This window comes from Rhizobium sp. 862_C5_N1_2 (genome assembly GCF_051811205.1).
Lineage (GTDB): Bacteria > Pseudomonadota > Alphaproteobacteria > Rhizobiales > Rhizobiaceae > Rhizobium > Rhizobium leguminosarum.
The window spans coordinates 359,178-383,360 of the sequence record NZ_JBPWPT010000003.1 but is presented as its reverse complement, the minus strand read 5'-3'; the positions used below and the strand labels follow the sequence as shown (position 1 = coordinate 383,360).

General features: G+C 61.2%; 28 protein-coding genes and 1 riboswitch. Of the genes, 19 read left to right on the top strand and 9 right to left on the bottom strand.

The genetic code is table 11. The features are described from left to right. Window positions 1-2: 2 nt before the first annotated feature. Complete coding sequence (locus tag ACD590_RS31785; RefSeq protein WP_247266457.1) at window positions 3-641, bottom strand: invasion associated locus B family protein; 639 nt, start codon at window positions 639-641, stop codon at window positions 3-5. Window positions 642-1,333: 692 nt separating this feature from the next. Further along, window positions 1,334-1,430: riboswitch (TPP riboswitch) on the top strand. 50 nt (window positions 1,431-1,480) lie between these two features. Here ACD590_RS31785 and thiM point away from each other — a divergent pair. The 11 genes from thiM to ACD590_RS31730 all read left to right on the top strand — a co-directional run bounded on the left by thiM (window position 1,481) and on the right by ACD590_RS31730 (window position 11,518). Beyond that, entirely contained in the window at window positions 1,481-2,284 is an 804-nt protein-coding gene (gene thiM / locus ACD590_RS31780; protein WP_439004154.1) for a hydroxyethylthiazole kinase, read from the top strand. Further along, window positions 2,281-2,916 (top strand): thiamine phosphate synthase, encoded by a 636-nt coding sequence (thiE, locus tag ACD590_RS31775; RefSeq protein WP_115156758.1) that lies wholly within the window; start codon window positions 2,281-2,283, stop codon window positions 2,914-2,916. Before thiM ends, thiE begins: the two co-directional genes overlap by 4 nt. Next, on the top strand, window positions 2,913-3,722 hold the full coding sequence (gene thiD, locus ACD590_RS31770; protein ID WP_168319544.1) for a bifunctional hydroxymethylpyrimidine kinase/phosphomethylpyrimidine kinase: 810 nt from the start codon (window positions 2,913-2,915) through the stop codon (window positions 3,720-3,722). The genes thiE and thiD overlap by 4 nt, the downstream gene beginning before the upstream one ends. Window positions 3,723-3,939: 217 nt before the next feature. After that, entirely contained in the window at window positions 3,940-4,419 is a 480-nt protein-coding gene (locus tag ACD590_RS31765; RefSeq protein ID WP_026231012.1) for a GNAT family N-acetyltransferase, read from the top strand. A 23-nt stretch (window positions 4,420-4,442) separates the two neighbouring features. Continuing rightward, complete coding sequence (locus ACD590_RS31760) at window positions 4,443-5,465, top strand: glycoside hydrolase family 3 protein (protein WP_168279160.1); 1,023 nt, start codon at window positions 4,443-4,445, stop codon at window positions 5,463-5,465. A gap of 43 nt (window positions 5,466-5,508) precedes the next feature. Beyond that, window positions 5,509-7,155, top strand: coding sequence for an ABC transporter substrate-binding protein (locus ACD590_RS31755; RefSeq protein ID WP_247265930.1), 1,647 nt, complete (start codon window positions 5,509-5,511; stop codon window positions 7,153-7,155). Between the two features lie 58 nt (window positions 7,156-7,213). Further along, window positions 7,214-8,191, top strand: coding sequence for an ABC transporter permease (locus ACD590_RS31750; RefSeq protein WP_247265931.1), 978 nt, complete (start codon window positions 7,214-7,216; stop codon window positions 8,189-8,191). A 1-nt stretch (window position 8,192) separates the two neighbouring features. Continuing rightward, entirely contained in the window at window positions 8,193-9,071 is an 879-nt protein-coding gene (locus ACD590_RS31745) for an ABC transporter permease (protein WP_018448569.1), read from the top strand. Further along, on the top strand, window positions 9,068-9,871 hold the full coding sequence (locus ACD590_RS31740; RefSeq protein ID WP_247265932.1) for an ABC transporter ATP-binding protein: 804 nt from the start codon (window positions 9,068-9,070) through the stop codon (window positions 9,869-9,871). Before ACD590_RS31745 ends, ACD590_RS31740 begins: the two co-directional genes overlap by 4 nt. Then, entirely contained in the window at window positions 9,868-10,767 is a 900-nt protein-coding gene (locus ACD590_RS31735; RefSeq protein WP_439004153.1) for an ABC transporter ATP-binding protein, read from the top strand. The genes ACD590_RS31740 and ACD590_RS31735 overlap by 4 nt, the downstream gene beginning before the upstream one ends. Window positions 10,768-10,837: 70 nt before the next feature. Next, window positions 10,838-11,518, top strand: coding sequence for a spermidine synthase (locus tag ACD590_RS31730; RefSeq protein ID WP_439004152.1), 681 nt, complete (start codon window positions 10,838-10,840; stop codon window positions 11,516-11,518). Window positions 11,519-11,521: 3 nt separating this feature from the next. Here the strand turns inward: ACD590_RS31730 and ACD590_RS31725 are convergent, their stop codons facing one another. Both ACD590_RS31725 and ACD590_RS31720 read right to left on the bottom strand, forming a co-directional pair. Further along, complete coding sequence (locus ACD590_RS31725) at window positions 11,522-12,313, bottom strand: HpcH/HpaI aldolase family protein (RefSeq protein ID WP_247265935.1); 792 nt, start codon at window positions 12,311-12,313, stop codon at window positions 11,522-11,524. Window positions 12,314-12,358: 45 nt separating this feature from the next. Continuing rightward, window positions 12,359-12,562: a hypothetical protein gene (locus ACD590_RS31720; RefSeq protein WP_025397500.1), complete on the bottom strand. Its 204-nt coding sequence runs from the start codon at window positions 12,560-12,562 to the stop codon at window positions 12,359-12,361. 584 nt (window positions 12,563-13,146) lie between these two features. Between ACD590_RS31720 and ACD590_RS31715 the strand changes: the two genes are divergently transcribed. Beyond that, complete coding sequence (locus ACD590_RS31715; RefSeq protein WP_047617913.1) at window positions 13,147-14,079, top strand: hypothetical protein; 933 nt, start codon at window positions 13,147-13,149, stop codon at window positions 14,077-14,079. 127 nt (window positions 14,080-14,206) lie between these two features. Here the strand turns inward: ACD590_RS31715 and ACD590_RS31710 are convergent, their stop codons facing one another. Then, complete coding sequence (locus ACD590_RS31710) at window positions 14,207-15,112, bottom strand: choline sulfate utilization transcriptional regulator (protein WP_247265936.1); 906 nt, start codon at window positions 15,110-15,112, stop codon at window positions 14,207-14,209. A 95-nt stretch (window positions 15,113-15,207) separates the two neighbouring features. Between ACD590_RS31710 and betC the strand changes: the two genes are divergently transcribed. Beyond that, window positions 15,208-16,722: a choline-sulfatase gene (gene betC / locus ACD590_RS31705; protein ID WP_247265937.1), complete on the top strand. Its 1,515-nt coding sequence runs from the start codon at window positions 15,208-15,210 to the stop codon at window positions 16,720-16,722. Between the two features lie 18 nt (window positions 16,723-16,740). Here the strand turns inward: betC and ACD590_RS31700 are convergent, their stop codons facing one another. Next, window positions 16,741-17,601: a sugar phosphate isomerase/epimerase family protein gene (locus ACD590_RS31700; RefSeq protein ID WP_028732614.1), complete on the bottom strand. Its 861-nt coding sequence runs from the start codon at window positions 17,599-17,601 to the stop codon at window positions 16,741-16,743. Window positions 17,602-17,667: 66 nt separating this feature from the next. Beyond that, complete coding sequence (locus ACD590_RS31695) at window positions 17,668-19,038, bottom strand: amidase (RefSeq protein ID WP_247265938.1); 1,371 nt, start codon at window positions 19,036-19,038, stop codon at window positions 17,668-17,670. 275 nt (window positions 19,039-19,313) lie between these two features. Between ACD590_RS31695 and ACD590_RS31690 the strand changes: the two genes are divergently transcribed. Then, window positions 19,314-19,592, top strand: coding sequence for a hypothetical protein (locus ACD590_RS31690; RefSeq protein ID WP_047617906.1), 279 nt, complete (start codon window positions 19,314-19,316; stop codon window positions 19,590-19,592). A gap of 175 nt (window positions 19,593-19,767) precedes the next feature. After that, on the top strand, window positions 19,768-20,202 hold the full coding sequence (locus ACD590_RS31685; protein WP_018246546.1) for a DUF1810 domain-containing protein: 435 nt from the start codon (window positions 19,768-19,770) through the stop codon (window positions 20,200-20,202). On the opposite strand, the gene ACD590_RS31680 is transcribed toward ACD590_RS31685, so the two are convergent. Continuing rightward, window positions 20,199-20,387 (bottom strand): hypothetical protein, encoded by a 189-nt coding sequence (locus ACD590_RS31680; RefSeq protein ID WP_018246545.1) that lies wholly within the window; start codon window positions 20,385-20,387, stop codon window positions 20,199-20,201. The two genes, ACD590_RS31685 and ACD590_RS31680, sit on opposite strands and share 4 nt — an antisense overlap. 138 nt (window positions 20,388-20,525) lie before the next feature. Beyond that, window positions 20,526-21,149, bottom strand: coding sequence for a TetR/AcrR family transcriptional regulator (locus tag ACD590_RS31675; protein WP_018246544.1), 624 nt, complete (start codon window positions 21,147-21,149; stop codon window positions 20,526-20,528). A 127-nt stretch (window positions 21,150-21,276) separates the two neighbouring features. On the opposite strand from ACD590_RS31675, the gene ACD590_RS31670 reads away from it, so the two are divergent. After that, on the top strand, window positions 21,277-21,492 hold the full coding sequence (locus tag ACD590_RS31670) for a hypothetical protein (protein WP_018448558.1): 216 nt from the start codon (window positions 21,277-21,279) through the stop codon (window positions 21,490-21,492). Window positions 21,493-21,573: 81 nt separating this feature from the next. Here the strand turns inward: ACD590_RS31670 and ACD590_RS31665 are convergent, their stop codons facing one another. After that, the gene (locus ACD590_RS31665; protein WP_026188778.1) at window positions 21,574-22,431 is read right to left on the bottom strand and encodes an SDR family oxidoreductase; all 858 of its coding nucleotides are present in this window, start codon (window positions 22,429-22,431) and stop codon (window positions 21,574-21,576) included. A 116-nt stretch (window positions 22,432-22,547) separates the two neighbouring features. Between ACD590_RS31665 and ACD590_RS31660 the strand changes: the two genes are divergently transcribed. The 3 genes from ACD590_RS31660 to ACD590_RS31650 all read left to right on the top strand — a co-directional run bounded on the left by ACD590_RS31660 (window position 22,548) and on the right by ACD590_RS31650 (window position 24,179). Beyond that, the gene (locus ACD590_RS31660; RefSeq protein WP_018246541.1) at window positions 22,548-22,796 is read left to right on the top strand and encodes a type II toxin-antitoxin system Phd/YefM family antitoxin; all 249 of its coding nucleotides are present in this window, start codon (window positions 22,548-22,550) and stop codon (window positions 22,794-22,796) included. Beyond that, window positions 22,796-23,218: a type II toxin-antitoxin system VapC family toxin gene (locus tag ACD590_RS31655; RefSeq protein WP_018246540.1), complete on the top strand. Its 423-nt coding sequence runs from the start codon at window positions 22,796-22,798 to the stop codon at window positions 23,216-23,218. Before ACD590_RS31660 ends, ACD590_RS31655 begins: the two co-directional genes overlap by 1 nt. 112 nt (window positions 23,219-23,330) lie before the next feature. Then, window positions 23,331-24,179: an IclR family transcriptional regulator gene (locus ACD590_RS31650; RefSeq protein ID WP_032980995.1), complete on the top strand. Its 849-nt coding sequence runs from the start codon at window positions 23,331-23,333 to the stop codon at window positions 24,177-24,179. The last annotated feature ends 4 nt before the right edge of the window (window positions 24,180-24,183 follow it).

Sequence of the window (24,183 nt, the reverse complement as noted above, 5' to 3'; positions counted from 1 at the left end):
GGCTACTTCACGGCAGTGGGCTGGAGTTCGTCGAGGGCCGGCTTCAGCCCTTTCAGCGAGAAACGGATATTGACGTCCTGGCCGTTCATCAGCCGCACCAGCCCTTCAGCACTAGAGCCTTTCTTCAGCGCCGCGGCCGTCTTCGTATCCAGCGCCTGCTGCGCCCAGCATCCGGACTGGTTGCAATTGCGATAGTCGAGTTTGGCGACCGGCTTACCATCGGCTTTGATTGACAGGCCGGAGGGCAGGAAGACGTTGAGCGGCAGAAGGGCGGTCAGCATCAGCCGCGGCTTGCCCTTGTCGCCCTTGCCCTTTTCGCCCTTGCCCTGGGAACCGGCCGGCGAAGCTGCGATCGCCAACGTCAGGATATTGACGGGTTTGCCGTCTTTGGTGACTTGCGCGACCTGGGCGACTTCGCAGGCCTCAGCGCCTGCCGAACCGGTGCAGCGATAATACCAGTCGTCGAATTTCTGGGATTTCATGGTCGGCGCCGGTTGAGCGGGCGCCTGCACCTGTTCCGGTCCTTGATCGGCCGGAACAGGTGATTGCGAAGAAGCCGGGTTGGCACAAGCAATGAATATCAAAACAGGGGCGATAGTCGGACGAGTCCGCTTCATGCCGATTCTCAAAAATTTTCTCATTGAAAATACAACTTCAGGAAGATTTTATTCGCGTGTAAAGCCGTATCGCTACAATCCGTCATTTAGTCAACCTAAGCGTGTCAGCACGGTAAAGTTTCCGTTAGATATTTACTTCACGTTCTGGGAGATTAAGTCTTGCCTTGGCTGAGACTCGCCCTCAACGAATTCGCCAAGAGATTTCAACGCTCGAATAAAACCGATTGGCGAGGACCATGAGACGACGCGCAACTTACGCGAAGCTGTCCACCTGCCCGTTTGCATTGAAAATTCGACAGATGAACGGATAGGATGAATAATTCCGCACTATCCACACTGCTGCGAAGTCTTGAAAAGATGAGCCTCGTTCCTTCGAAGAAAAGAGCCGCTCCGGCATCTGCGTTTTTCTCGATGCTCCTCACAAATACAGAGATGTATTTTAGAAATTCATTGCACCCACGGTTGCTACTGTTATTCTTCTCGAAAAGGAGAGGACAGCCGCATGGCAAAACGGCAACGACGAGGGCAGCCCGGAACAGAACCCGCAGACGACATTCGGGAAAACCTGGTCAAGACACGAATCGGCGGCGATCTCTCGTCCTTCATGAAGGGCGATCCAGACCCATAAATCATCCATAGCCATCGTCGCGCCGGGTCGGTCGCAGAATTGTCATTTTCAGGATGACATCAGGCCCGTTCTCTGCGAAAAAGAGCGCGATGAGAGACAGGGGCGTTCGTCGAAAGACGGGCTGAGAAGCACCCTTCGAACCTGAACCGGATAATGCCGGCGGAGGGAGTCGCTCGGGGTCGCGGCTTAGCCCGCACGAACCGCCCCGTGCCCGCCCCCGCCTGAAAGGGGCCATATGCAGACCAGGACCACACCAGGAGCGATGCTGAAGGCGATGCGGGAAAAGCCGCCGCTCGTTCAGTGCATCACCAATTACGTCGCCATGAACATTGCCGCAAATGTTCTGCTTGCATCCGGCGCCTCGCCCGCCATGGTGCACGCCGCTGAGGAAGCCGGCGAATTCGCCGGGATCGCCAGCGCGCTGACAATCAATATCGGCACGCTGTCGACGCAATGGATCGACGGCATGCAGGCGGCGGCGAAGGCCGCGACATCAGCCGGCAAGCCCTGGGTGCTCGATCCGGTCGCGCATTATGCGACGGCTTTCCGCCGCAACGCGGTCGCCGACCTCCTGGCGCTGCGTCCGACCATCATCCGCGGCAACGCCTCCGAAATCATCGCCCTGGCCGGCGGAGAGAGCCGCGGCCTGGGCGTCGACAGCCGCGACCCGGTCGAACAGGCGGAAGGTTCTGCGCGATGGCTGGCTGAGCGTCAGCGGGCGGTCGTCGCCGTCACCGGTGCGGTGGATTTCGTCACCGACGGCGAGAAGGCCGTGCGCATCGAAGGCGGATCGGCGCTGATGCCGCAAGTCACCGCGCTCGGTTGCTCGCTCACCTGCCTCGTCGGCGCCTTTGCCGCGACGGCACCCGAAGACATCTTCGGCGCGACGGTTGCGGCACTAGCAACCTTCGCCATCGCCGGCGAAGAGGCCGCACTTGGGGCGGCCGGCCCCGGTTCATTCTCATGGCGTTTCCTCGATGCGTTAGCTGCGCTCGACCCCGAAACGCTTGACGCCAGGGCGAGGATATCGGCGGCATGAAAGCTTTCGACCTTTCGCTCTATCTCGTCCTCGACCCCGATCTCTGCGCCGGGATCGGCATGGTCGAAACGGCGCGACTTGCCGTTGCCGGCGGCGCGACCATGGTGCAACTGCGTGACAAACATGCCGCCACCATCGGGATGATCGAGACCGGCCGCGCCTTGAAACAGGCATTGGAGGGGACCGGCGCCCTCCTCATCGTCAACGACGATGTCGAGGCGGCAATCGCCATCGGCGCCGACGGTCTGCATATCGGCCAGGAAGACATGGATGCACACAAAGCGCGGACGATGATCGGCCCCGACATGATCCTTGGCCTCTCGGTCGAGACCGCGCCGCTCGCCGCCGCCGTTGATCCTGATCTGGTCGATTATACCGGCGTCGGACCGGTGTTTGCGACACCGACCAAGGCCGACCACAAGCAGCCGATCGGTTTTGACGGTCTTGCAAGGCTGGTGAAGGCCTCGCCGGTGCCATCGGTCGCGATCGGTGGGCTAAAGGCGGATCATGTCGCTCAAGTGTTTGCCGCAGGCGCCAAAGGGCTTGCCGTCGTTTCCGCCATCTGCGGCACGCCAGATCCTGAAGCGGCCACGCGCCACATCGCCGCAGAAATCCGAAAGGCCCGTGCATGATCCGCAACGTTCTCTCGATCGCCGGCTCCGATCCCTCCGGTGGCGCCGGCATCCAGGCCGATCTCAAGGCCTTTTCCGCCCGCGGCGTCTACGGCATGGCGGTGCTGACCGCGTTGACGGCGCAGAACACGCAAGGTGTCAGCGGTGTGCATCTGGTGCCGCCGCAATTCGTCGCCGACCAGATCAATGCCGTCTTTGCCGATGTCCGCGTCGATGCCGTCAAGATCGGCATGATCGCCAATGCCGGCATCGCCGACGCCGTTGCCGGTGCGCTGACTGACCACCGGGACATTCCGATCGTCATCGATCCTGTCATGATCGCCAAGGGTGGAGCCGCCCTGCTCGCGCCTGAAGCGGTCGACGTGCTGACCCACCGGCTGCTGCCGCTTGCCACGCTGCTGACCCCGAACCTGCCCGAAGCCGCCGCGCTGCTGCACCAGCCGGTCGCGACAAATCGCGCTGATATGGCGTCACAGGCCGAACGCCTGCTGGCGCTTGGCCCGGCCGCAGTGCTGGTCAAGGGCGGCCATCTCGACAGCGACGAGAGCCCTGACGTGCTTGCCACCGCCGCCGGCCTGCACTGGTTCGAAGCCAGGCGCGTGCCGACCAAGAACACCCACGGCACTGGCTGCACGCTCTCCAGCGCCCTGGCGGCCGAGCTCGCCAAGGGCGCCTCGGCGCGGGAGGCCGTCGCCATCGCAAAGGATTACCTTGCCGGCGCGGTCGCAGCTGCCGGACACCTCACCGTCGGCTCCGGCCACGGCCCGGTGCAGCATTTTCATGCGCTCTGGAAAGACGATATATAAGCACTCGCTCAGCGAACATGCCGCCAATCGAAAACGGCCCGGCCTTCCCGGGCCGTTTTGCGTTCGCGCCTACTTTGCGTTGAAACCGCAGCGACTGCGGCGGGGCGTCCCTTTCTCTCGTTGAAAAACCTTGTTGACAAGCCCTGCCAGATGGCCAAATCTATGACACTAAAAGGGGATACATTCCGCAATAACGGAATAACTGGAGGAATGACAGGTGCCAGACCTGCTTGTGAGCTTGTATTCCACTGAGCTCGCCGACCTGAGACAGAAGGCCGGCGATGTCGGCGTCTCCATCCGCCCGGCCCTCCCCCCGGAACTGCATCTTATCGTCAGCTGGGTTCGCGAACAGTTCAGCGAGAACTGGGCAAGCGAAGTCACAGTCGCCTTCTCCCGTCAGCCCGTTGCCTGCCTGATCGCCGTCGACGGCGGCAAGCTGCTGGGCTTTGCCTGCTATGACACGACGGCGCGCGGCTTCTTCGGCCCGACCGGCGTCGACCCCGAAGCGCGTGGCAGGGGCATCGGGCTCGCCCTCTTTTCCGCCTGCCTTCAGGCCATGAAGACGCTCGGTCACGCCTATGCCTTCATCGGCGACGCCGGCCCGGTCGATTTCTACGCCAAGACCGCAGGCGCAATCGTCATCCCCGCCCCCGACAAGGGCATCTACGAAGGCATGCTGAGAAGCACGCCGAAATGACCATCTGATCCGGAGTTACAGAATTGTCCTCGACCCCGCTCGCCCTTTTCGTCGGCCTCCCGAATCCCACTATTTCGGATGATGAATTCGCCCTCTTTCGCGAAACCAATCCGCTCGGCCTGTTCGTCGGCCGGCGCAATCAGCGCGAGCCGGAACAGACGAAGCGGCTGATCGACCGCTTCCGCGAGGCCGTCGGCCGCGACGACGCGCCTGTCTTCACCGACCAGGAAGGCGGCCGCGTTCAGCATCTCGATGCCGGCCCCTGGCCGCTCTTCCGCAGTTTCGGCCAGTTTGCCGAACTTGCGCGCCGCGATTTCGATCTCGGCAAAAAAGCACTGCGCCTTTCCTCCCAGGCCATGGGCGCGATGATGACGGAACTCGGCCTTTCCAGCGGCTGCTCGCCCGTTCTCGACCTCGTCTTCGAGACGACGAGTGCGGTCATCGGCGCCCGCTCGTTCGGCCCTGATCCCGATTTCATCGCTGCCCTCGGCCGCGAGGTGGTCGATGGCCTGCTCGAGAGCGGCAACATGCCCGTCATCAAGCACATTCCCGGCCATGGCCGCGCGACGCTCGACTCCCACAAGGAGCGTCCGGTGGTCGACGCCAGCCGCGAGACGCTCACCGCGACCGATTTCAAGCCCTTCGTGGCGCTGAAGGATACGCCCTGGGCGATGGTCGCCCATGTCGTCTATTCGGCCTATGACGCCGAGCTGCCGGCGTCCGTCTCGCCCATCATGCACGACGTGATCCGCAAGGACATGGGCTATGACGGCGTGCTGATATCAGACTGCATCTTCATGGAGTCGCTCTCCGGCTCCCTGCCGGAACGCGTCAAACAGGTGCTCGACGCAGGCTTCGACATCGCGCTCCACAGCCACGGCGACATTCCTGAAAGCGAAACCGCCGCCAAAGCCGCCCGTCCGCTGACGGAAGCCGCCCTGCAGCGGATCGCCGCCGGCAAGGCCCGCCTCGGCAATCTCAAGGTCGATTTCCGCGCCGCCCATGCGCAAGTCGAAGACATGTTTGCAAGCGCGCTGGTCTCCTGACCGGCACGTCATCTCTCACCGCATAAGAAAAGGGGAATAACACATGAAAAAATATCTTCTTGCCGCCGCCGCCCTGACGCTGCTTTCGGGATCTGCCGTGGCGCAGACGATCCTCACAGCGAATATCGAGCCGGCGACGACCTGGGTTCGCAACTTCAATCCGTTCAACCAGACCTCGTCGCGCCAGTCCACGCTCGACTTCATCTACGAGCCGTTGGTCATCTTCAACCGCTTCGACAGCAACAAGCCGGTCTATCGCCTGGCCGAAAGCTTCAAACTCTCCGACGACCTGAAGAGCATCGATTTCAAGCTGCGCCCGAACCTGAAATGGTCGGACGGCAAGCCGTTGACCGCAGCCGACGTCAAGTTCACCTATGATTACCTGAAGAAGTTCCCGGCGCTCGACTTCGTCAGCATCTGGACCTTCATCACCGATATCCAGGCCGTCGACGCCCAGACGGTACGCTTCACGCTCGCCAATCCGAGCTCGCTCGCCGCCGAGCAGATCTCGCAGCTGCCGATCATTCCCGAACATGTCTGGAAGGACGTCGCCGATCCGGTCACCTTCGCCAACGAGACCCCTGTTGGCAGCGGCCCGCTGACGGAAGTGCCGCGTTTCACCGGCCAGACCTACGACCAGTGCCGCAACCCGAACTATTGGGATAACGAGCATCTGAAAGTCGATTGCATGCGCTTCCCGCAGCTTGCCGACAACAACCAGATGCTGACCGCAACGGCCGACGGCACACTCGACTGGGGCGTCTCCTTCATTCCCGATATCGACAATGTCTACGTGTCCAAGGATCCGGCACATTTCCACTACTGGTATTCGCCAAGCAGCATGGTCGCCTTCCTGTTCAACTTGGAAACGGCGAACGAGAACAACAAGAAGGCCTTCAACGACCTGAAGTTCCGCCGCGCCGTCTCGATGGCGCTCGACCGCAAGACGATGATCGACGTCGCCGGCTACGGCTATCCGACGCTGAACGAAGACCCCGGCCTGATGGGTGAGCTCTACAAGAGCTGGGCGGACCCATCCGTCAAGGCCGACTTCGGCAAGTTCGCAACCTATAATGCCGACGCCGCCAAGGCCCTGCTCGACGAGGCGGGCTACAAGGACAAGGACGGCGACGGTTTCCGCGACAATCCCGACGGCACCAAGATCTCCTTCTCGATCATCGTCCCCAGCGCCTGGACCGACTGGATCGATACCGTCAACCTCGCCGTCGAAGGCATGCAGGCGGTCGGCATCGACGCCAAGATCGAAACGCCGGAGGAAGCCGTCTGGACCGGCAACCTCATCAACGGCACCTTCGATGCGGCGATCAACAGCCTGCCGGCATCGGCTTCGCCCTATTACCCCTACAAGCGCGCTTTCAGCGCTTCGGATAAGGGCAAGACCCGCTTCACCGCGCAGCGCTGGTTCTACCCGGAGGTCGAGAAACTCGTCACCGAGTTCACCCAGACCGCCGATCTTGCCAAGCAGAAGGACGCGATGAACAAGGCGCAGCGCATCGTCGCCGAAAACATGCCGATGATTCCGGTGTTCAACAATCCGAACTGGTATCAGTACAACACCAAGCGCTTCACCGGCTGGTCGACCAAGGAAAACCCCTTCGTCAATCCGTCGATCTCGCGGACCAATCCGGCACGCCTGCTGAATCTGCTCGCTCTCGAGCCGGTCAAGTAAGCATCACGATCTCCGGAAGCGGCGTAGAAAGCGCCGCTTCCGTCACGACGGAGTCCCCATGGCTTTCCTGCTTCGCCGCCTCGTCTTCTACATGGCAGCCTTCATCGCGGCAGCGACGATCAATTTTTTCCTGCCGCGGCTGATGCCGGGCGATCCGGTGCAGATCATGTTCTCGAGCGCCGGCACCGAATTGCCGCCGGAAAGCCTGCAGGCGTTGAAGCTCACCTTCGGCTTCGTCGACGGTCCGCTCTGGCAACAATATCTCACCTATCTCGGCAGCATCTTCACCGGCGATCTCGGCCGCTCGATCAAGTATTTCCCGCTGCCCGTCACCTCGGTGCTCGGCCATGCGCTCATCTGGACGGTCGGGCTGATGGGCACGGCCACCATCGTGAGCTTCGCGCTCGGCACCTTCCTCGGCATCGTCGCCGCCTGGCGTCGCGGCAGCAAGTTCGATGTCGTCGTCTCCGTCGGCGCGATTTTTGCCACCTCGGTGCCGGCCGTCGTCACCTCGCTGATCGTGCTCTTCATCTTCGGCTTCACGCTCGGCTGGTTTCCGAACGGTTATGCCGCCGACCCATCACTCGATCCGGCCTTCAGCCTGCAATATATCGGCAGCCTCGCCCATCATGGCATCCTGCCGATGGTGACGCTCTGCACCGTGCTGATCGGCGGCTTCACCGTCACCATGCGCAACAACATGATCAACCTGCTCGGCGAGGACTATATCGTCATGGCCCGCGCCAAGGGCCTTTCCGACCGCCATGTGATGCTCTGGTATGCGGCGCGCAACGCCCTGCTGCCGACCGTCTCCAGCCTTGCCATCGCCATCGGCACCATCCTCGGCGGTTCGCTGGTGACGGAGGTCGTCTATAACTATCCCGGCCTCGGCAATATTCTCTATCAGGCGATCCTCGCCCGCGACTATCCCGTCATCCAGGGCCAGCTCCTCATCATGACCGCGACCATGCTGATCGCCAATTTTATCGTCGACGTCAGCTATGTGCTGCTCGACCCGCGGCTGAAGGGAGCATGAGATGAAGAACCTGCTTCAAAACCGCAAGGCGCTGATCGGCCTCGTCATCATCGCTTTCATCGTCTTCGTCGCGATCGCAGCGCCCCTCCTGACGCAATACGACCCGGCCGCCCGCACCGGACGACCGCACCAGGCGCCGTCACTCGACCATATTCTCGGCACCACGCGCATCGGCCAGGATGTCTTCGCCCGGCTGATCTACGGTGCCCGCACCTCGCTTGCCGTCGGCTTCGGCGCCGGCCTGCTGATCACTCTCGTCGGCACGGCACTCGGCATCATCTCCGGCTATCGCGGCGGCAAGACCGACGAGATCATCAGCTTCTTCACCAATATGGTGCTGGTCGTTCCGAACCTGCCGCTGCTCTTGGTGCTTGCCGCCTTCATCGGCCAGGCAAGCCCCCTCGTCATCGCCCTCATCCTCGGCGCCACCTCCTGGGCCTGGGGCGCACGCGTCACCCGTGCCGAAACGCTCTCCGTCAAGCAGAAGGATTTCGTCAAATCGGCCGAGATGATGGGTGAGCCGCAATGGCGCATCATGACATTCGAGATCTTTCCCAACGTGATTTCTATCGTCGGCATCAATTTCATCGGCAGCGTCATCTTCGCGATCATCACCGAAGCGACGCTGGAATTCCTCGGCCTCGGCGATCCGAGAGCGATCTCCTGGGGCACCATGCTCTACAACGCGCAGAAGGCCTCGGCCCTTTCGGTCGGCGCCTGGTGGGATATTCTCACCCCCTGCTTCGCGCTCGCCTTCCTCGGCATCGGCATGTCATTGCTGAACTTCGCCGTCGACGAGATCGCCAATCCACGGCTGCGCACCGGCAATCATCTGAAGCGCTGGTCCCTGCTCGTCCGTTCCGGGGAGGGCCGCCTGTGACGCAGCCGCTGCTCTCGGTGAGAAATCTGACAATCGATTATATCGGCGAGGAAAAGGATTTCCGCGCCGTCAAGGATGTCAGCTTCGATGTCGCACCCGGCGAGGTCTTCGGCCTCGCCGGCGAATCCGGCTGCGGCAAGAGCACCATCGCTTTTGCCATCAGCCGCCTGCACAAGCCACCGGCGCTGATCCGCAAGGAAAGCCGCATCCTGCTCGATGGCCGCGACGTGCTCAGCCTCGACCGGCAGGCGCTCAGTGCGTTCCGCTGGCGCGAGGTCGCCATGGTCTTCCAGAGCGCCATGAACTCGCTGAACCCGGTGCTGCGCATCGAGACGCAATTCTACGACATGCTACGCACTCACAAGAACATGAGCCGCGTGGAAGCCCGCGAGCGCACCGCCGAGATGCTGACGCTCGTCGATATCGCGCCGGATCGCATGCGCGACTATCCGCACCAGTTTTCCGGCGGCATGCGCCAGCGCATCGTCATCGCCATCTGCATGGCGCTCGATCCGAAGCTCGTCGTCATGGATGAGCCGACGACGGCGCTCGACGTCGTCGTCCAGCGCGAAATCCTGCAGCGCATCAACGAACTGCGTCGCAGCTTCGGCTTTTCCGTACTGTTCATCACCCATGATCTCGGGCTGATGGTGCAGTTCTGCGACCGCATCGGTATCATGCTCGCCGGCAAGCTGGTGGAGCAGAACACGGCCGAGGCGATCTACAGGACGCCCAAGCATGACTACACGAAAAAGCTCTGGGCCTCCTTCCCCTCGCTGCATGGAGGAGTGCTGCTATGACAGACGCCATTCTCGCACTCGACCAGGTGACGAAGACCTTCGGCCATGGTTCCGGAGCCGTGCATGCGGCACGCGCCATCTCGTTTTCGCTGCATGCCGGGCGGGCGCTGGCGCTCGTCGGCGAATCCGGCAGCGGCAAGACCACCTGCGCCCGCATGGCGATGCGCGAATATCTGCCGACATCCGGCCGGATTCTCTACAAGGGCCGGCCTGTCGAGGCGGCGAAATCCGCTGAGATCGCCCGTTACCGCCGGTCGGTGCAGATGATCTTCCAGGACCCCTTCGCCTCGCTGAACCCTGCCCACACCATCGCCCATCATCTTCGGCGGCCACTGAAGCTGCATCGTCCGGAGATCAAGGGGGCCGAGATCGACGTCGCGGTCCGCGAACTGCTGCAGCGCGTCAGGCTCGATCCCGATCTCGTCGCGCCAAAATATCCGCATGAACTCTCCGGCGGCCAGCGCCAGCGCGTCAACATCGCTCGCGCCTTGGCCGTCAAGCCGGAGGTGATCGTCGCCGACGAACCGACCTCGATGCTCGACGTCTCGGTGCGCCTCGGCGTGCTGAACCTATTGAACGAGATGAAGCAGGAAATGAATCTCGGTCTGCTCTACATCACCCATGATATCGCCACCGCCCGTTACGTCGCCGAGGACATCGCCGTGATGTATGCCGGCCAGATTGTCGAATGGGGCAGCGTCGCCAAGGTGATCGATAATCCGCTGCACCCCTATACCCGTCTGCTGCTCTCGGCCGTACCCGATCCGGATGTCCGCTTCGACGACCCGAAGGCCTGGCTGAGGCCCGACGAGGTGGAGGACATCCGCCGCCGCTCGGCCGTGCCGCAGGACACCATCGTCGAATTCGAGCAGGATCATTTCATCCGGATGATCTGAGGCCGGCTTGCTGGCCTCATCTAGCGCCCTATGCTAGGGGACGGTCTCTTTCATATGAGGCAAAACCGTCATGCTGCCCTGGATCCAGCTCGATTCCGCGACCATTCCCGGTGAAGGCGGCGAACTCAGGCTGAAGCAGCGCGGCAGCGAATTTTCGATCATGCTCGGCGCCAATGAGCTGATGAACAGCCGTCTCAGCGGCTCGGAGGAAGCGCTGGCAACGCTTTCCTGGGAACGAATCAAGGCGCACCCGAAGCCAAGGATCTTGATCGGCGGGCTCGGCATGGGCTTTACCCTGCGCGCTGCTCTTGCCGTCCTTCCCGAAGATGCCGGCGTCATCGTCGCCGAACTGGTGCCGGCCGTGATCGCCTGGGCACGCGGGCCGATGGCCGAGGTCTTCCAGGGCTGTCTCGACGATCCGCGCGTCGGCATCCATCAGGGCGATGTCGGCGAGGCGATCCGTTCCGGTAAAGGCGCCTATGATGCGATCCTGCTCGATGTCGACAACGGCCCTGATGGCCTGACCCGCAAATCCAACGACCGGCTTTACGATTTCGCCGGCCTTCGCGCCGCCCGCGAGGCGTTGCGCCCCGGCGGCGTGCTCGCCGTCTGGTCGTCCGGTCCGGACCCCGATTTCACGCGGCGTCTCAAGGACAGCGGTTTTTCCGTCGATGCGGTCAACACACGCGCCAACGGCAAACGCGGCGGCGCCCGCCACGTCATCTGGCTGGCGGTCAAGCCGGCGAAATGACGTTCAAGCAGAAGCAATCCTCCGGGCGGCATTGATGGCGCGGCGAGCGCCGGAGCGCAGCTGCGCTGTCTCGGCACCGGCAATGACCAGATCGAAGCCGAATTTCAGCAGCTCGCCGGCCCGCTCGCCGTCCCCGGCGAAGGCGCAGGCGAATTTGCCGTGGGCGCGGCAGCGCGAAACCGCATGCTGCATGGCGCTGTCGATCTCGGCGGCGTTCGGCGCAACCTGGTCGCCGTTCGACAGGGCGATCGAAAGATCGGAGGGACCGATGAAGATGCCATCGATGCCGGCAACGCCGAGAATGTCGTCGATCGCCTCGAGTGCTGCCCGGGTCTCGACCATGGCGATGGCGACGGTGAGCGCGTTGGCGTTTTTCAGATAATCATCGGCCGACAGGCCGGTATGGTTGAGTGCCAGCGACGGTCCCCAACTGCGGTCACCAAGAGGCGGGTATTTCGTGGTCTTGACAAAGGCTTGCGCGTCTTCAGCCGAATTGATCATCGGCGCGATGATGCCGGAGGCTCCGGCATCGAGCAGGCGCGAGGCGGAAGCGAAATCACCGACCGGTATGCGCGCCAGCGCTGGCTTGCCGGCAAGCCGCACCTGGGCGACGGCATTCGCTGCCGAGGGCATGTCCCACATACCGTGCTGCATATCCAGCACGATGGTGTCGAAGGCCTCCTGCGCCAGGTGATTGGCGAGCGTGGCGTCCGGAATACCCACCCAGGCGGAGATCATGCCGCCCTGGTGGTTCCTGATCCGTGCCGCGAAACCGTCGATTTCCGCTGCGCTCATGCCATTCTCCTCAGTTCATTGGCTCGATCAGAAGGGTTCACGGCCTCATCCTCTCCGGTGTAGCCGCGAAAGGACGATCATGACCACGACTCCCAGTCCCGCCAGGATGGCTCCCCAAAGGATCCAGATCGTTTGCCTGATCATGAAGCTGGACGACGGATAGGGAAAATAGCCACTTCCCTGGCCGATCCAGATCAGTCCGAAGATGATCATAAGCACTCCGAGAACATATCCGATCGTTCGCCACATGCTTCAGCCGCCTTCCCTATCGATTCGATCCCACAATGGCGACCGGCGTCGTTCATGACAAGGCTTCTCCTGGGCACAAAAGTCGGCGTTGAGGCGTGGTGAGCCGCAAGGCTGCTGCTAGCCACCCAGATCGGCGGTGCATCCATGTGGCGCTTTTGAAATCCCGATACAGACCAGGAGAACGAGATACACCCGCCCACTTACCGAATGCCCTCTCTATTACTCATGTTGCATAGATCGCTAGCAAGCCACGATCCAGTACGGGAGGAAGAACTCCATCGAATCTCGCAAATCCGAAGGAATCACAACTCGCTGAAATCACTCAATTCTTTTTGAGGCAGCCTCTCATGCGCTTCAGCAACCCAGCCATGGTCATAGTGATTATTGCTGTACGCCCAATGAATGACTTTAGATTCGTGAAAATATCAATCACTATGAGTCGCGTACGATCCCAACTAACGAGTCCAAGGCCGAACCATATTGCTTGGCTTTTCTTTGGTCTCTGATGATGTTTCACGCGAATTCTGCTGGGTAGAGCACGCCGGACATTGCCGTGCTGGAGTTTGGATGAAAAAGGTGGCGCCATGACCCATATTGCACTTCGCTCCCTAGCCAAGGGACTGGGTTCCTTTGTCCTTCCGCAACTGCGAAATACGCACGTAGAAGGGGGCACTGCTTCTGCGCGCCACTGTTATGACCTTTTCTTTCGCCACTACGGTCACCTAGCGCCTTGGCTGAACGGCAAAAGACCTGAAGTATTGGTCGAGGTCGGCCCCGGAAGTTCGCTTGGCGTTGGGCTTGCCGCACTGCTTGCGGGCGTCGACACGTACATCGGGCTGGATTTGCAAGACCACCGGAGCATCGAGCACGATCTTGAAGTGCTGAACGGTTTGATTGAACTCTTCGGCGAGCGGGCCGCATTTTGGGATAACACCGTATCGGGCGACATCTTTTTTCCGCCGTCACCGACAAACTTCGCCTGGGATCGGATAGATGGGATCGTGCAACAGCGCCTCAGTGGGGAGGCAATCGACGCGCTGAAGGCGGACCTCGTGAATGGCAGCGAACGATTAAAGTTCGTCGCACCATGGACCGATTTCAACGTACTGCAGGCGGGTGTGGCTGACTGGCTGATGACGCATTCAGTCATGGAGCACGTGGACAACCTCGTTGATACCTATATCGCTATTGCCCGGTGGCTGAAGCCAGGAGGGTTTGCGACGCACCTGATCGACTTCCAATCTCACGGTCTGTCAAGCGACTGGAATGGGCACTGGATTTTGAGCGCGCCCACGTGGACGATGATGCGTGGACGACGACCCTACCTGATAAATCGGAAGTGGCGCAGCCATCACATCAATCTGATGCAGGAGAGCGGCTTCGAAATCCTTGCGGAACTCCAGTACATCCGTACGGACGGACTAGGACGGAAGGAATTTCGAACGCCGTTCACGTCAATGCCAAATGGTGACGAAAAAGTTGCGATGAGTTTCTTTGTGACGAGAAAAATCGGCTAAGAGTCGGACTCGAAAAGGCTTCAACTATACCCATATCTTGCGAGGCGTCTGGTGAGCATGCGGATGTGGCGATGGTTATCCGGGATAACCGCCGTCAAAGCCCTTCCGCCATGCGACGCGGCTCGAGCTAGCCGACCTTCCCCGCCTCGTTCACCAGCCAGGCACTGAGCCTTTCGCTGTGTGCGCTTGGAGACCGCGGCGGCACCAGCCAGTAACCGCGGTCCTGCGCTTCCAGCGGCGGGCCAGCTTCGACAAGCATGCCCGCGGAAAGCAGCGTATCGACGAGCCCCATCCAGCCGATCGCCACGCCCTGGGCGCTCAACGCCGCCTGAACGACCAGCGAGTATGTGTTGAAGCTGATATCGCCGCGGCCGGCATTGATGTCGCGGAGGACGGAGAATTCGGTCAAATAGCCGCGCCAGTCGAACCAGGGTGATGGCAGCGGCGTGTCGAGATGGATCAGAACCGCCTTGGCAAGCTGCCGCGGATCGCCGAACGGGCCGTTGCGATCGAGAAATTCCCGCGTGCAGACGGGCACGACCTTTTCCCGCAACAGCAGCGTCCCGATGGCGCCGAATTCCGCCCGCGTGCCGAAAACGACCGCCACATCGGCCTCGTCACGAAAATCGGCCGCAAATCTCTGCGTTGCGACGATCTGTATATCCGTTTCCGGATGAAGAAGACGAAAGCCATCCATGCGCGGGATCAGCCAAAGCGATGAGAAGGCATAGTCGGTTCTGAGCCGGACGACCGGCCTTTGGGCCTCGGCATGGAAACTACGGGCGAGTGCATCGATATCACCGACCGCCTTGGCGGCAACTTCAAGAAGCCGCTCGCCTTCCGCGGTCAGCGCCACGCCGCGATGCTGGCGGCGCAGCAGGTTGACGCCGAACTGCTCTTCCAGCCGGCGGATCTGATAGCTGACGGCAGGCTGGGTCAGCCCGAGAAGCGTTGCAGCTGCCGAAAAACTCCCGAGTCTCGCGACCTCGACGAAGATGCGCATCCACCCAAGCTCAGGCCGGCGGTCTGACATAAAAATTCCTTTAGGCAACGATCGAAAAAAGCTAGCTTTACAACCACGATAATAGGCGTTTCAATAAAATCTTCAAATAGCATAGGAGAAACCGGATGGCGCGCCCGAATATTCTCATTCTGATGGTCGATCAGTTGAACGGGACCTTCTTTCCCGATGGCCCGGCCGATTTTCTTCATGCCCCGCATCTGAAATCATTGGCCGAGCGTTCCGTGCGTTTCACCAACGCCTATACGGCAAGCCCGCTCTGCGCACCGGCGCGGGCCTCCTTCATGTCCGGACAATTGCCGAGCCGAACCCGCGTCTATGACAATGCGGCGGAATTCGCCTCTGACATTCCGACCTATGCGCATCATCTGCGCGCTGCCGGATATCAGACGGCGCTTTCCGGCAAGATGCATTTCGTCGGCCCCGACCAGTTGCATGGCTTCGAGGAGCGCCTGACGACCGACATCTACCCGGCCGATTTCGGCTGGACGCCGGACTATAGCAAACCCGGCGAACGCATAGACTGGTGGTATCACAATCTGGGTTCAGTCACCGGTGCCGGGATTGCCGAGATCACCAACCAGATGGAGTATGACGACGAGGTCGCTTATCACGCCGCCCGCAAGCTGTTCGATCTCTCGCGCGGACACGACGAGCGTCCCTGGTGCCTGACCGTCAGCTTCACCCATCCGCATGACCCTTATGTCGCGCGCCGCAAATTCTGGGACCTCTATGAGGATTGCCCGGCACTTGACCCTACGGTTGCTCCGATTGCCTTCGAGCAGCAGGACCCGCACTCGCAGCGTTTGATGAAAGCCTGCGATCACGATGCTTTCGACATCAGCGATGAGCAAATCAGGCGGGCAAGGCGCGGCTATTTCGCCAATATCTCCTATGTCGACGAGAAGATCGGCGACATTCTCGGCGTCCTGGAACGGACCCGCATGGCCGAAAACACGATCATCCTGTTCGCGTCCGACCATGGCGACATGCTCGGCGATCGCGGCCTCTGGTTCAAGATGAACTTCTTCGAAGGATCGGCCCGCGTTCCGCTGATGATGTCGGTGCCCGGCTGGAAGCCGGGACGTATCGATCAGCCCGTCTCCACGCTCGACGTGACGCCGACGCTGGCTGCTCTTGCCGGGATCGATATCGCCTCGCTGAAACCATGGACCGAGGGCGAGGATCTCGTGGCCCTTGCCGTGGGCGCCGGCAGCCGCAGCCCGGTGCCGATGGAATATGCCGCCGAGGGTTCGGAAGCGCCGCTCGTCTGCATCCGGGACGGACGCTATAAGCTCTCGCTCTGCGACAAGGATCCGCCGATGCTGTTCGATCTCGAGGCCGATCCCCGGGAGCTCGACAATCTGGCAGGAAAGCCGGCGCACGCCGACACCCTGGCACGGCTTGTCGAACAGGCACGTCGGCGCTGGAACCTTGCCGATTTCGACGCCGCCGTGCGCGAAAGCCAGGCGCGCCGCTGGGTGGTCTACGCGGCGCTGCGCAATGGAGCCTATTATCCCTGGGACTTTCAGCCGCTGCAGAAGGCCTCGGAGCGCTATATGCGCAACCACATGGATCTGAACGTGCTGGAGGAAAACCAAAGGTTCCCTCGCCAGGAATGAGCAAGAAGCACTTCTGATTTAAGCCGTCTTGCGCGCCGGCGCCTTGCGCAGGAAATCCTCGATGAACGCCTTCTGCAGCAGGATGCCATCCCATTCATCCGGGAAGAAGGGCGAGTCGTAGATCAGCGTGAAGGGACCGGCGTAACCGGCCCTCTCGCACATCTCCAGGCACGTGCGGTAATCGTCGGCATCGAGGCCGGTAGCGCCGTAATCGGCCTTGGCATGGCAGATTTCCGCCCGGCCCATGATGTCGGCAAGGCCTTCATATTTGGCCGGCGCCGGCCAGTTGCCGAGGTCGCCGTTGAGGCCGACCTTGCCGTCCAGCCGGTCCAGCAGCCAGTTCATTTCGACCGGCGACGGCAGCAGATCGAACCAGTTCTCGACGACGATGCGGACGCCGCTGCCTTCCGCCTTTCCGGCCAGCCAGTTCAGATGATGGGCGGCGCGGGTAAGGTTTTCCTCCGTCGGCTTCTGCTTGCCGGCAATGACGCGCATCCTCTGCGCCCCGAGGGCTGCGGCGATATCGATCCACTCCGCCATCCATTTGACATCGCGTTCGGCCGTCTCCGGATGGCTCGGATCACCGTCCTCGACGAGCAGCGTCTGGAACAGCACGTTCGAGGCCGCCATTGCGTCACGCAATTCGTTTATATAGGCGGCATCGAGGCTCGGTAGATGGAAGGAACAGACCTCCAGCCGGTTGACGCCGCGCGCCGAGAGCGCCGCCGGCACGTCGATCAGTGCCGCGGCGCCGGGGCCATAGGGTTCTTTCGCCGCAGCACTTTTGTCAGGATCTGGGCTATAGGCATAAACGGCGCCGAGCAGCCGATGCAGCGACCATGTCGAAACCGCGAAACGTCCGTTTTGCAAAACCTGCACTTGCTTTCCTCCGGGATCTCCTCATGCCATCAATGGCAACTAAATCCGGCCGGTTCAATTGCCAATTCAGGCAAAATCGTCGCGGATGACCGGCTCGGCGGCAAGAGCAATCCCCAGCAGCGCTTCATCGCGATGGGCGGTGGCCGAAAGCAGCAGGCCGACCGGCATGCCAGCCTCGCCGGTGCCGCAGGGAATGGAAACGCCGCACCAGTCGAGGAAATTGCCGAGCGCAGTGTTGCGCAACGTCTTGTTGTTCGTCGCGAAGAACAGCTCGTCATCCTGCTCCAGCGGCCCGATCGGTGGAGCGACATGGGCAACAGTGGGAAAGGCGAGCAGCCGGTCGCCGACCAGGCGCTCGACATCGGCGATCAGGCGGCGGCGCGCCTCGAGGATCGCCAGGTAATCCGGCAGCGTCGTCTTGCTTCCGAGACGGGTACGCATGACGACACGATGATCCATCTTGTCAGCGTCCGGTCCGGCCAAGCGTTCGCGGTGAAGTGCGAAAGCCTCCGCCGTGACCAGCGGACCATATCTCGTCATCAGATCGAATATCTCGTCAAAGGCGGGAATGACGGTGCGGGCAACATGGGCGCCGGCCTTTTGAAGACGTTCCAAAGCGGCCTCGAACGCGGCGACGACGCCGGGTTCGGCGCCGTCGAAGACGACGTTTTCGGGCACGATGAGTTCCAGCCCTTGCAACGGGCGTTCAATGACCGCGGGCGCCGTCAATCCGCGCATCGCCGCATCGATCCAGACCGCGTCCCTGACGCTGCGGCAGAGCGGCCCCAACGAATCCAGGCTCTTTGCCAGCGGATAGACGCCTGCCATCGCGTGGCGGCCGCGTGTCGCCTTATAGCCGACGATGCCGTTGAAGGCGGCGGGAATACGCACCGAGCCGCCGGTATCGGTGCCCATGGCGACCGGAACCAACCCGGCCGCGACGACGACGCCGGCACCCGAGGACGAGCCGCCGGGAATCCGTGGGAGATCGGTGCCGCGCGGATTTACCGGCGTGCCGTAATGCGGATTGATGCCGAGGCCGGAAAAGGCGAATTCGCTCATATTGGTGCGCCCGACGGCGACCATGCCCGCCTGCTTGAGCAAAGCGACAACAGCCGCATCGCGCTTGGCCGGCATGTCCTTTGCCAGAACGACGGAACCCGCCGTCGTCGGCAAGCCTTCGATGTCGAAAAGATCTTTCCAGGCGATCGGAATGCCGTCCAGCAATCCAAGCGAGCGCCCTTCCCGCAGACGTCGCGAAGAAGCGCGCGCCTCCTCCATCCCCCGGCTTTCGAGCAGAGTGGTGAAAACCGCCTTGTCGGCATGGTTCGCGATGGAATCGAAAACCGCCTCGGCCACCTCGACCGGATCGGCCGCGCCACCTTCAATGAGGACCGAAAGTTGCGCGACCGACATGGCGCCGAAGGATTTGCTCATGGGACTATCCAGAAGAAAGATGTTCCTCTCTGGACTACCCCGGATCATTCCGGTGAACCAGAGCTTCACGATATTTTGCGTTTATTGGTACGATTTTTTGAACACTGCGTTTGAATATCGCCCCTTCAATTGCCACGACAGAAGACACACATGCTGCACGCATGCGGAAGCGGTTCGGCACGAGGGTGAGAGTTTGCTCTAGAGAGACCGGCGCCGCATGTGTTGCAGGAGTAATTAGAATGACAGATTGTGAAACTTTAAGCCGTCGCCAGGATATGGTGACCCTTCATGCAAAAGAGGACGAAACCGCCGGTTTGGGCGAACGCGATTATGTGGAACATGTCCGCGCCCAGAAACTTTCGGCCTTCGAACGCATAGTCGTGGTCGGAGCGCTGGTTCTCTTGAGCTTTGCGGGTTTTGCCGCATATTCTTCCGGCAATACGGACCCGATGACGACATCGGCCATTGCCGCCCCGGCCGGCGATAACATGCCGCAGCATCCGGCCTACGGCCATTGCCGCGACAGCAGCCCCTACGCTGAGAGGGTCTGCTAACAGGAAAGCCACCGCATAATTCCTTAAATCGGAATCGATTTAAGGATAAAATTATGCGGTAATTTTAAGTGCTACAGCGTCCTTTGTGCGTCTCAAAAGACGCACGGCGCTGTAGATCGCCGGGCATGGAGACCTTGAGCCCAGGCTGCATTGACAGCGGGAAGGGAAAAGAACCATGGCCGGTGATGTCGATTATAATCTCGATCGCTTCATTGATGCTCAGAATGGCGTCTATGAACAGGCGCTCTCAGAGCTGAAGGCCGGGCGCAAGACCTCCCATTGGATGTGGTTCATCTTCCCGCAAATCGCCGGCCTCGGCACGTCGGCGATGGCCGAAAAATATGCGATCCGCTCGGCCGAGGAAGCCGGCGCCTATCTCGCCGATCCCATTCTCTCAAGCCGGCTGCTGCGCTGTGTCGAGGCGATTCTGTCCGTCGGCGGCCGCTCGGCGCATGAAATTCTGGGCTCACCCGACGACCTCAAGCTACGCTCGTCGATGACCTTGTTTGCCGCGATCAGCGACCATGGTTCGCCCTTCCACCGGGCGATCGAGCATTTCTATCAGGGAAAATTCGACGAGCGGACGATAGAGATCCTTGGCGCGGATTAACGGCCCGGCCTGCTCTCCAGCGTAGCAATCTCCTCGGAGATCTCGCTCAACCGCTGACGTAAATCGATGTCGGTGCCATCATCGACCTCTTCCTCGCCGAAGCAATAGCGCGCATCATGAAGCTCCAGCTTGGCTTCGAGCTCGGCGCGTTTGTCATATAGGCGCTTGAGATAGACGTAGTTCATCTCCCTGCCTCCACATCGCTCCGGTGAGGGGAAAACGGCATGGAAGCGGTAAGGTTCCCCCCGCTGATAATTCAGCGATTGAAAGTGCCAGCGTCCTTTGCGCGCCTGAAAAGACGCGCGGCGCTGTAGAGAGGGCGGTCAGGCGAAAGAAGCGATCGCCGCGTGGCAGGCCTTGGCGAAATGACCGCAGCAGCCGGCAGCGCCCATGGCCTGGCGGCTGACGCGGGCACCCTCGAGCAGCAGCGTCAACGTATCGGCAAGAAGCTGGGGTTCGCGCGCGCCGGCCGCCGAACAGAGCGCGGCCAAGCGATCACGCTGTTCGGCCTTGTGCCGCTCGATCATTTCGTGGGCGGGATGGCCCTCGCCCTTCAGCTCGATGGCGGCATTGGCGAGATCGCAGCCGGCGGGCTCGCCGTTCAGACACTGCGCCCGCAGTTCCACCCAGGCGTCCAGCTGGGCGCGCGGATTGCCGGGATAGGCCGCATCCAGATCGCGCCAGATGGTACCCGCCTTTTCGGAGGCGCGGCGCAGCGTTTCGCAGACGAGTTCGTCCTTTGAGCCGAAATGCCGATAGAGCGTCATCTTGTTGGTCAGAGCCGCGTCGGCAATGGCGTCGACGCCGATGCCGCGGATGCCGCGCTCGCGGAAAAGCTCCGAGGCGGTCGAGACGATACGCTCCCGCGGCGGGATGCGATCTTCGGGAACGGCTGCGGAGATTTCATTCGAAGTTTCTGATTTTTTTGCGGACGTAGTCCTTGACATCAATGTGACCGATCGGTAACAAATGCATTGTTACTTACCGGTAACACCACCTAACGCGAAAGTCAATGCCGAGGGCATGGCAGCGGAAAGTGGAACACGGGCGACCGCCCACGAAAGGAGGACAACCATGACAAAGACCAGAGATGACCTGACGATATCCGAAGCCCTTCGCGACCCCCTGATTGCCATGGTGTTGCGCGCCGACGGCGTGAAGCTTGAAGATTTCAAGCAACTCCTGGAGACGGCCGCCCGCAAGCGCGAACCGCGCTCGACTTCGGTGGGCAATATGATCGGAGCACTCGCAAACCGCGCCAATCTGCCGGCCATGCCCTGCTTCGGCTGACAAGCCGCCTGAATAGCTTGGGGATCTCTCCCTGCCCCCGTCAAGGGCTGCCGTCATAACCCGACGGCGGCCCTTGCCGCTTTAGAGGATCGGCTTGCCGCCGGTGACCGCGATTGTCGTGCCGGAGACGTAGCTCGATAAGGGATCGGCCAGCATCACATAAGCCGTCGCCAGCTCGGCCGGCTGGCCGGGCCGTTTCATCGGCACCTGCTTGCCGAAATTGCTGACGCTTTCTTCGGGCAGTGTCGAAGGGATGAGCGGCGTCCAGATCGGCCCCGGCGCCACCGCATTGGCGCGAATGCCTTTATCGGCCAGAAGTTGGGCAAGGCCGGCGGTGAAATTCTGGATCGCGCCCTTGGTCGTCGCATAGGCAAGCAGCGTCGGGTTTGGACTGTCCGAATTGATCGAGGCCGTGTTGATGATGGCGCTGCCGGGTTTCATATGGGCGACGGCTGCCTTGGTCAGGTAGAACATCGAATGGATGTTGACCTTGAAGGTCAGCTCCCATTCCTCGTCGCTGATCTCGTCAATGCTCTTGAAGCTTGCCTGATGCGCGGCGTTGTTGACCAGAATGTCGATACCGCCAAGTTCCTTGACCGCCGTCTCGACGATCTGCCGGCAGTGGGCCGGATCCTGGATGTCGCCGCTGACGAGGATAGCCTTGCGTCCGGCCTGCTCGACGAGCCGTTTTGTCTCATCGGCATCCTCATCCTCGTCGAGATAGGAGATCACCAGATCGGCACCTTCCCTGGCGTAAGCGATTGCCACCGCGCGGCCGATGCCGCTATCGCCGCCGGTGATGATCGCCCGCTTGCCTTTCAACCTGTCGGCGCCGCGATAACTCTCCTCGCCGTGATCGGGAATAGGGTCCATCTGCGTGGTAAAACCAGGCATCGGCTGTTTCTGGGATGGAAAAGGGGGTGTCGGGTAATTTGGCATCATGACCTCCTGCGTTCAGGGGGCAAACTCAGGCTAAGACTTGTTGTTCCAGCGGTCTTGCGGCAGTTTTGCTTTCGGACTAAAATGACTAGAAAATTGGTCATCAAGAGGGTGTCATGGCGAGTGTTAATTTAGCGGAAGCCAAGGCCCATCTCAGCGAATTGCTCAATCGCGTCGAAGCTGGCGAAACCGTCGAGATTTTGCGCCATGGCAAGCCGGTGGCGCAACTCGTGCCCGTCAAGACGCGCAAAAAACCGGTCGATGTCGCGCGGCTGAAGGCATTGACCGCCTCGATGAAGCCGCCGGCCAAGCCGGTCGATTCCGCGACCTTCATCCGCGACATGCGCGACAATGATCGCTACTGATGCTTTATATCGACACATCAGTCCTCGTCGCCGCCTGGACGATCGAAACCCGCACGGACGACGTGCAGCAATGGCTGGCAGCGCGTCAATTCGAGGAGATCGCGGTCAGCGGCTGGACGATCACCGAATTTTCGAGCGCCATCGCGCTTAAGGCGAGAAACGGACAACTCGATCCGGACGATCGCAGCAAGGCTTTGGCGCTGTTCAAGGAGCTATGTTCGACGTCCTTCGAGCTCCTGCCCATATCGCGGTCGCACTTCATCGAAGCGGCACGAATGACCGATCAATTTAATATCGGTCTTCGCGCCGGTGATGCTCTGCATCTCGCTGTCGCGATCGGCAACGACGCCACGCTCGTCTCGCTGGACAAGGGGCTGGCAAAAGCTTGCAGCATCGTAGGTGCGCATTATCGGCTGTTATGAAGTGGACGATATCGTGGGTATCACTCAGCCTCCCATACGATCAACCTGCAAAATGTTGCGATTTGCCATAGCGACCGCTATGCCATAGTAATGTAACATGATCGCAGTTTTCATGAGGTGCGTGGAATTGGACGGAAAAACATCATCCGCAGTTTACTCCGAAGATGAGGGCGTTGCCAGCGAGGCCCATGGCAAGGGGGCACGCCGCGCGCGTGTCAGCGGCATCGACCGGGCGCTTCAGGTGATCGATCATCTTTATGAGACCGGATCGCCCGCCGGCGTCTATGCGATCGCCAAGGCTGTGAAGGCGCCGCTTTCGACCGTTTACGTCATCGTCGACGATCTCGTCGAGAAGAACATGCTGACGCGGCAGACGGACGGCTCGATCTGGCTCGGCGCGCGGCTCTACCACTACGGCCTTGCCTACGCACGGTCATTGGATTTCATGAGCATCGCCACCCACGAAATGCACGATCTCTGCCGCCAGGCCGGCGAAACCGTGCAGGTCTGCGGTCGCGACGGCGACTATATGCTGGTGCTCGCCATGGCCGACGGCCCGAGCCACTTCCAGGTCGCGTCCCGCGTTGGCACCCGGGTGCCGCTCAACTGGACGGCCTCCGGCCGCCTGCTCGTCGGCCACCTGCCCGAGCAGGAGCGCATCGAACTGTTCAAGCGCTGCGCCCGCTCTTCACCGACCGGCCGCGCCGAGATCGATCCGGGTACGCTGTCGGAAGCCGCCGGCAAAGCCTTCGAGTCGCGCTTGTCGATCCAGGCGGGGGAATCCGATTATGCGGTTGCCTGCATCGCCTCGCCGATCTGCGATCGCGATGGCCAGTGCGTCGCCACCATTTCCATCGTGCTGCCGGAACAGAAGGCCTTTTCCGACGAGAACCACTATACGGCCCATGTGCGTAGTTCAGCGGAACGGATCGAAAAGCTGATGGGCTGGCGCAACCGCTGAGCAT